Genomic DNA, 7,410 nt, shown 5'->3' on the forward strand with positions numbered 1-7,410 from the left:
CTACGGTTCGAACAGAACGGTGATCGAGGTCCCGGCGTCTTCGCCGCCACTACAACGCGGGCAGCAAACTGCGCGATGCGCAGGAAGCGGGTTGTGCAGACCTTCCTTAATGGTTTTTCAGGCGACGTGTGGAGAATTAACCATCGGATCGGTCACGGTCAAACACTTTAAATCGGGATAATCCAACTTTGACAACTATTTACAAGTCGTCTGATTATTTGAAGTGAATAGTGATTTATCGCCTTGCTACTCACTCGGCGCAACCCGTTGCCAGCGCATACAGCAGTGCTGACAGATCTTCAGGTTGAGTGAGTCGTGAGCGACGGCACGACAAACAACGGCCAGCCGTCGCTGTGTCGTCGTCCAGTCCGGAGCCGTTGGGTATTGCGCTGTATTGCTGAATCCGGCGAACGGTTTGAATGTGTTCGCGAATTTCGCATTTGCAATGCTCGGCTAGTTGCAGCAGCGTGGCGGGAAGGGCGGCGCGGTCCCGTTTAGGTACGTCGCCGCGCGCAATGGCGCGGCGCCATCGCTGTGATTTTGCGAAGCTGTTGTCTGCCTGTGAGTGGCTTCGGAGGCGGGTGCCAGACTGGTTAGCGGGTTAGGGAGGGCCACCGCGCGAGCGGCCTTCCGGACGATCACCGGAACGATGGCCCGAGCGATAACCCCGCCGGTAACCCAAACGCCTCGCTTACCGCTCGCCCTGCTGGCGCAACAACTCTTCGCGCAGACGCAGCAACGGCGCCTTGGTGTCGTCGTCGGCCCACGTGTCGAGGTCGTCGATTGCGCGCTGGCAGCCGTCGAGCACCACGTCGAGATCGACCGGCACGCCGTTGTTCAGCGCGAATTCGATCGTCTCCGCGAACTGCTGGCACTCGTCCTCGCCGTACGAGATGTCGAGATTGTCGGCGATGATTTCGGCGATGTTGCTGCGCGCCTTGTCGTCGGCCGTCACCATGTCGACGATGCCGCGCGCGACGGCCGGCGAATAGTAAAGCGCGATGTCGAGCCACTGCGCGGGATCGAAGTCGGGCTGGTCGAACTGGTTCTCGAAGAACTCGATCGCTTCCTGTTCGTGTGCCTCGTCCGCGTCGACACTCATGCACAACTGCTCAAAAAATTCTTCCCGCTCGCTGCGGATATGACCGTCCATCGATGCCTCGTCTACTGAATGCCGGATGCCTGAAAAATACCGTGGTACGCGGGCAAGCCCGGTCCACGCGGCACGCATTATAGGACGTGTGGCCGGCGCGGCGCCGGCGGCGCGTCAGGCGGTCTCCGCGACCCACGCGTCGAACCACTCGTGCGGCTGCGCGATTTCGTTCTGCGTGGCCACCAGTTCGAGTTCGTAGCGCCCGGCCTTCCAGGTCGCCTTGACGACTGCGTTCACCGCCGCGAGCGTGTGCTCGAACGCCGCGCGGATCGAATCGCCGAGCAGCGTGCGCGCGACGAACACCGCGCTCGTCAGATCGCCGACGCCGACCGGCTGACGCGGGAACGGGTAGAGCGGCCGCTGGCCCATCCACGCTTCGCGCTCGGTGACGACCAGCATGTTGAAGCGGTCGGCGGGGCTGTTGCGGTCGAGCAGATGCTTGACGAGCACGAGCTTCGGTCCGCGCACGAGCACTTCGCGGCAGGCGGCCACCGCTTCTTCGAGCGTCTCGATCTCACGGCCGACGAGGCGCTGCAGCTCGGTGTGATTCGGTGCGATCGCATCGGCGACGGCCGGCATTTCGTTCACCAGGAACTCCTGGATGCCCGGCTCGACCGTGCAGCCGCCGGCGGCGCCCATCACCGGATCGCAGAAATACCAGGCGCGCGGATTGACCGCCTTCACCGCCTTGACGATTTCGACTACCGCGCGGCCCTGTTCCGGCGTGCCGAGATAGCCGGACAGCACCGCGTCGCAGCGCGGCAGCATGCCGATCGCGCCGATGCCTTCGACGAGTTCTTCCATCTGCGACACGTCGATCGCGCTGCCGCTCCAGTGTCCGTACTGCGTGTGATTCGAGAACTGCACGGTGTTGAGCGGCCACACGTTGACGCCGAGACGGCTCATCGGAAACACGGCCGCGCTGTTGCCGGCGTGACCGAACACGACATGGGACTGGATGCTGAGAACGTTTTTCGTCATGGTAAGGCTCGCGCAACCGGTCGGGCGCGATCAGGAAAGCGGGAAGAGGAGGCCGCGCGGGCGGGCCGATGATGGCCGCGCCACGCGCCGGACCTGCGCTGATGCTGACCGCGCAGGAAAAATGCCTGCGCTGCAATGCCGGCGGATCAGGAAACGATACAGGAGTTTGCTGGATGCGCGTTGATCCGTCCCCCTCTTGTTGCGTCGAACCATCAAACGGCGCTTGAAGATTAACCAAAACTGACAAAGTCCGTGCGCCGCCGCAGTGTCAGACAAGCTCGCGGTACAAGGCCAGATAGCGCTCGGCCGATGCGCCCCAGCCGAAGTCCTGGCGCATCGCGCGCCGTTGCGTGGCCTTCCATTCGGTGCGCCGTTCGTAGAGCGCGAAGGCTCGGCGGATCGCGGCGGCAAGTCCTTTCGGCTCGAAGCGCTCGAACACGAAGCCGGTGGCGAGATCGTCGGCGAGATTTTCGAGCGACGCGTCGGCGACCGTGTCGGCGAGACCGCCGACACAATGCACGAGCGGCAGCGACCCGTAGGCGAGCGCGTAGAGCTGGGTGAGCCCGCACGGCTCGAAACGCGACGGCACCGCGACCACGTCGCTACCGGCGATGATCGTATGCGCGAGCGTCTCGTCGAAGCCGAGCTCGACCGCGACGGATTCCGGATGCGCCTGCGCGACCATCTTCAGGCCGTTCTCCAGCGCCGGGTCGCCGGTGCCGAACACCACCAGCTGGCCGCCGCGCTTGACGATTTCCGGCACCGCGCCGAGCAGCAGGTCGAGGCCTTTCTGCTCGGTCAGCCGGCTCACCACGCCGAACAGCAGCGCATCGCTTTTCTGCGCGAGGCCGAAGCGCTTTTGCAGCGCCTCCTTGCACGCGAGCTTGCCGGCCAGCCGCGAGGCGCTGTAATGCGTCGCGAGCAGCGCGTCGTTGGCGGGATTCCACACCGTGTAGTCGACGCCGTTGAGGATCCCGCTCAGATCGTGCGCGCGATGCCGCAGCAGCGCGTCGAGGCCGCCGCCGTGCGCCATCGTCTGGATTTCGCGCGCGTAGGTCGGGCTGACGGTCGTGATGCGGTCGCTGTAGTAGAGCCCGGCTTTCAGAAACGATAGCTGTCCGTAGAATTCGACGCCGTGCATGTTGAAGAAATCGTCCGGCAGACCGAGCAGGCCGAATTGGTGCGCGGGGAAAATCCCCTGATACGCGAGGTTGTGAATCGTGAATACGCTGCGCGCGAGCGGGCGGCCATGTTCGCGTTCGGCGGCCTTCAGATAGGCGGGCGCGAGCCCCGCGTGCCAGTCGTGCGCGTGGATGATCTGTGCCGACCAGTTCGGATCGAGCTGCTGCGCGAGTTGCGCGGCGACCCAGCCGAGCAGCGCGAAACGCTGCGCGTTGTCGCCGTACGGCACGTGCTCGTCGTTCAGGTACGGGTTGCCGGGCCGGTCATACAGCGACGCCGCGCGGATCACGTAGACGGTGAGGCCATTGCCCGGCAGCGTGCCGCGCTCGAGCGTGACGTCGGACGTATCGAAGCGGCGCCCGAGCCGCGCGACCGGTTGCAGATCGTGCAGACCGGCGAGCACGGCCGGAAAGCCCGGCAGCAGCACCCGCACGTCGGCGCCGCGCTCGATCAGCGCGGACGGCAGCGCGCCCGCGACGTCGGCGAGACCGCCTGTTTTGAGGAGGGGATACAGCTCGCTTGCGACGTGCAGGGCGCGAATCGTCATAGGCCGGGTCTCTGTCGGGTTACGCGGGTTGCCACACAGCTGCTCTTGCGGGTGGGAGGGGCGGTGGCGGCGTGCATGCCGCCGACGCTGACGACGCCAGCACCTGGCCACCGGTCGGCCGCCGCTGCGCGCGGCGACGCGCCGACCGCCCGGCGTCCGATGCTCCGCCGGCCTGCTCTGTCTGCTGCTTCGCTACGACTTGCGCAGCGCCTCCTGGGTGACCAGCACGACGCCGTCGTCGGTGCGATAGAAGCGCTCGGCGTCGCGCGCCGGGTCTTCGCCGATCACCGTGCCTTCCGGAATCGCGCAGCCGCGATCGATCACCACCTTCTGCAGACGGCAGCTCGCGCCGACCGTGACCTGCGGCAACAAGACTGCCTCATTGATATTACAGAACGAACTCACCTTCACGTTCGACGACAGTACCGAGCGCGAAATCTGCGAGCCCGAGATCACGCAGCCGCCGCACACGATCAGATTATTGCCCGAGCCCTGCAGCCCCTTCATGTCGCGCACGAACTTGGCGGGGGGCAATTGCTCCTGATAGGTCCAGATCGGCCACGTGCGGTCGTACAGATCGAGCGTCGGGATCGTCGACGCGAGGTCGAGATTCGCGGCCCAGTAAGCGTCGATCGTGCCGACGTCGCGCCAGTACGGCTCGACGTTCGGATCCGACGATACGCACGACATGCTGAACGGATGCGCGATCGCCATCCCCTGGGTCACGACGCGCGGCAGGATGTCCTTGCCGAAGTCGTGATCGGTGTCGATCGTGGCGATGTTTTCTTCGAGCAGCGAGTACAGATAGTCGGCGCTGAACACGTAGATGCCCATGCTTGCGAGCGCGGTGTCGGGGCGGCCCGGCATCGCGGGCGGGTCGGCCGGCTTTTCGACGAAGCCGGTCACGCGGCGGTTTTCGTCGACCGCCATCACGCCGAACGCGACCGCGTCCATGCGCGGCACCTCGATGCAGCCGACCGTGCAGTCGGCGCCGCTTTCCGCGTGATCCGCGATCATGCGCGTGTAGTCCATCTTGTAGATGTGGTCGCCCGCCAGCACGACCACGTACCTTGGGCGGATCGAGCGGATGATGTCGAGGTTCTGGAACACCGCGTCGGCGGTGCCGCGATACCAGTGCGCGCCTTCGACGCGCTGCTGCGCCGGCCACAGATCGATGAACTCGCCCATCTCGCCGCGCAGGAAGCTCCAGCCGCGCTGCAGATGCCGCAGCAGCGAATGCGCCTTGTACTGCGTGACCACCGCGATGCGGCGGATGCCCGAATTCAGGCAGTTGGACAGCGCGAAATCGATGATCCGGTATTTGCCGCCGAAGTGCACCGCCGGCTTCACGCGCTTGTTGGTCAGCGGCCCGAGCCGGGTGCCGCGGCCGCCGGCGAGCACGATCGCGAGGGTGGTGCGCTGTAAGTCGTTCAGCCGTGCCGGAGTATTCATAGTTGTCTCCTGTGGATGGAGCGGGCGCGAGGCCATACTCCGATCCCATCCAAAGATGGTTGCTCGATTGGTATGCCCCCGGGTGATCCTGCCGCCTGCTCTCTCTGTGCCGGTCGATGCTTCGTGCTGCCAGGCAGTCCCGCGTTGCTGCAGTGCCGCGATGCGGTGTCTTGCTGTCGCGCCGTCATGCGTGACTGCTGGAATTGCCGCTGCATTGCCGTTTTTTCTTGCCGGTTTTTCCGCCTCCTGGTTCGCGGGTCCTTCAGCTAGTTCTAGCACCGATTGGACGCCAGCGAACGAGGTTTATCGCGCGGGCCTTTGCCGAGACCTTGATCGAAGCCCTTATCGAGGTCTTTATCGCGGCCTTTATCGACCCTTGCGTGGGCATCTCCGCACAATCGGCCGATGTGGCGCGCCCATCCGTGCGGCGCAGCACATAGGCCGCGAGGTCGTGACCGCACGCGCGACGCTTCGGCTCACGCAATATGTATGCCACTTAAATTCATGGCGCATCGCACGCATGCATTCGATGCCACTCCGCGGCCGGGCGTCGTAGAATCGTGCGCTCCCGGGCGGCGTGCACCGATGCAGGTCGTTGCGGCGCCCGAATTTCGCACGTCCCCAGTTGCGCTTTTTTCCAGAAAATCCCGATGAGTCTTCGCCGTCCTTTCCTGCTTGCCCTGTCGACTGTTTGCGCGGGTGCCGCGCTGGGAGCGGCATCGCTCGCGTTTGCCGCGATGCCGGCCAGCGCGGCCGTCGCGATGAGCCAGGCGAGTCCGGTCGCCGCAAGCGCCGCGGCCGCATCCACCGCCGACGATCCAGGCCCGGCCTATGGTCCGGAACTGCAGGGTTTCAACTATCCGGCGCCGGTCCAGCGCTTCGAGTTCACGTCGCAGGGCGTGCCGCTGCAGATGGCCTACATGGACGTGAAGCCCGCGCATGCGAACGGCCGCGCCGTGGTGTTGCTGCATGGCAAGAATTTCTGTGCGGCGACGTGGGACGCGACGATTCGCCGGCTCAGCGACGCCGGTTATCGCGTGATCGCGCCGGACCAGATCGGTTTCTGTAAATCAAGTAAACCCGAGCATTACCAGTACAGCTTCCAGCAGCTCGCGCGCAATACGCATGCGCTGCTCGAATCGCTCGGCGTGAGCGGCGTGACCGTGGTCGGCCACTCGACGGGCGGCATGCTCGCCGTGCGCTATGCGCTGATGTATCCGCACGAGACCCAGCAACTGGTGTTGGTGAATCCGATCGGTCTCGAAGACTGGAAGGCGAAGGGCGTGCCGTCGCTGTCGGTCGACCAGTGGTATCAGCGCGAGCTGAAGACCACCGCCGACGGTATTCGCCGCTACGAGCAGGCCACCTACTATGCGGGGCAGTGGCGTGCCGACTATGAACCGTGGGTGCAGATGCTTGCGGGCATGTATCGCGGGCCGGGCAAGCAGCTCGTCGCGTGGAATTCGGCGTTGCTGTACGACATGATTTACACGCAGCCGGTTGTCTATGAATTCGGCCAGTTGCGGATGCCGACGCTGCTGCTGATTGGGCAGAAGGACACGACCGCGATCGGTAAGGATGCGGCGTCGCTCGAAGTGCGCGCGAAGCTTGGTCATTATCCGGAGCTGGGTCGCGCGGCCGCGAAGGCGATTCCGCATGCGACGCTGGTCGAGTTCGCGGGGCTTGGGCACGCGCCGCAGATGCAGGATCCGGACGCGTTTCATAAGGCGCTGCTGGATGGGTTGGCGGCGGTGCCGGGGAATCGGTGAGGGGTTTTACGTTTCCGTCGCTGTAATGCTGCGTTGTTCGCCGCCAGGTGGAATTTCCTGGTAGCCGCTTTATGGTTGTTCGTGGGTTTCCGGGGGGGATTCTGGTGGATGGGCTGTAGTCGGCCAAAAGCCGCCGTTGGCTGCCTCGATGAGGTAGCCATTTGAACGGCGGTTGGACATCACAAAGCAGCCAGCTTTCGCGAACCTATCCGTCATTTCGTGGGCGAGGCATATCATGAGGTAAAACACCATGGATATGCCGATGGAGAAGAAGCCGAAACGTCGCACAATCGCGTCTCAGGCAGCGGCCCGCGGGCCGCTGCCTG

At 64.6% G+C, this 7,410-nt stretch carries 5 protein-coding genes; 1 reads left to right on the forward strand and 4 read right to left on the reverse strand.

The genetic code is table 11. The features are described 5' to 3' along the window. Positions 1–691: 691 nt before the first annotated feature. The 4 genes from HHL14_RS32385 to glgC all read right to left on the reverse strand — a co-directional run bounded on the left by HHL14_RS32385 (position 692) and on the right by glgC (position 5,315). On the reverse strand, positions 692–1,153 hold the full coding sequence (locus HHL14_RS32385; RefSeq protein ID WP_169501674.1) for a hypothetical protein: 462 nt from the start codon (positions 1,151–1,153) through the stop codon (positions 692–694). A gap of 114 nt (positions 1,154–1,267) precedes the next feature. After that, positions 1,268–2,134 (reverse strand): pyridoxal kinase PdxY, encoded by an 867-nt coding sequence (gene pdxY, locus HHL14_RS32390; protein WP_169501675.1) that lies wholly within the window; start codon positions 2,132–2,134, stop codon positions 1,268–1,270. Positions 2,135–2,402: 268 nt separating this feature from the next. Further along, a complete protein-coding gene (gene glgA, locus HHL14_RS32395) occupies positions 2,403–3,863 on the reverse strand; it encodes a glycogen synthase GlgA (protein ID WP_169501676.1) in 1,461 nt (486 codons plus the stop codon). Between the two features lie 192 nt (positions 3,864–4,055). Then, on the reverse strand, positions 4,056–5,315 hold the full coding sequence (gene glgC / locus HHL14_RS32400; RefSeq protein ID WP_169501677.1) for a glucose-1-phosphate adenylyltransferase: 1,260 nt from the start codon (positions 5,313–5,315) through the stop codon (positions 4,056–4,058). Between the two features lie 650 nt (positions 5,316–5,965). Here glgC and HHL14_RS32405 point away from each other — a divergent pair. Further along, a complete protein-coding gene (locus tag HHL14_RS32405) occupies positions 5,966–7,084 on the forward strand; it encodes an alpha/beta fold hydrolase (protein ID WP_169501678.1) in 1,119 nt (372 codons plus the stop codon). Positions 7,085–7,410: the final 326 nt, after the last annotated feature.

Origin of the sequence: Paraburkholderia antibiotica (genome assembly GCF_012927125.1) — a bacterium.
GTDB classification, from domain to species: domain Bacteria; phylum Pseudomonadota; class Gammaproteobacteria; order Burkholderiales; family Burkholderiaceae; genus Paraburkholderia; species Paraburkholderia antibiotica.

Coding starts and splice junctions, on each gene's coding strand:
- pdxY (WP_169501675.1), bottom strand. CDS start 2,134: ATGACGAAAAACGTTCTCAGCATCCAGTCCCATGTCGTGTTCGGTCAC.
- HHL14_RS32385 (WP_169501674.1), bottom strand. CDS start 1,153: ATGGACGGTCATATCCGCAGCGAGCGGGAAGAATTTTTTGAGCAGTTG.
- glgA (WP_169501676.1), bottom strand. CDS start 3,863: ATGACGATTCGCGCCCTGCACGTCGCAAGCGAGCTGTATCCCCTCCTC.
- HHL14_RS32405 (WP_169501678.1), top strand. CDS start 5,966: ATGAGTCTTCGCCGTCCTTTCCTGCTTGCCCTGTCGACTGTTTGCGCG.
- glgC (WP_169501677.1), bottom strand. CDS start 5,315: ATGAATACTCCGGCACGGCTGAACGACTTACAGCGCACCACCCTCGCG.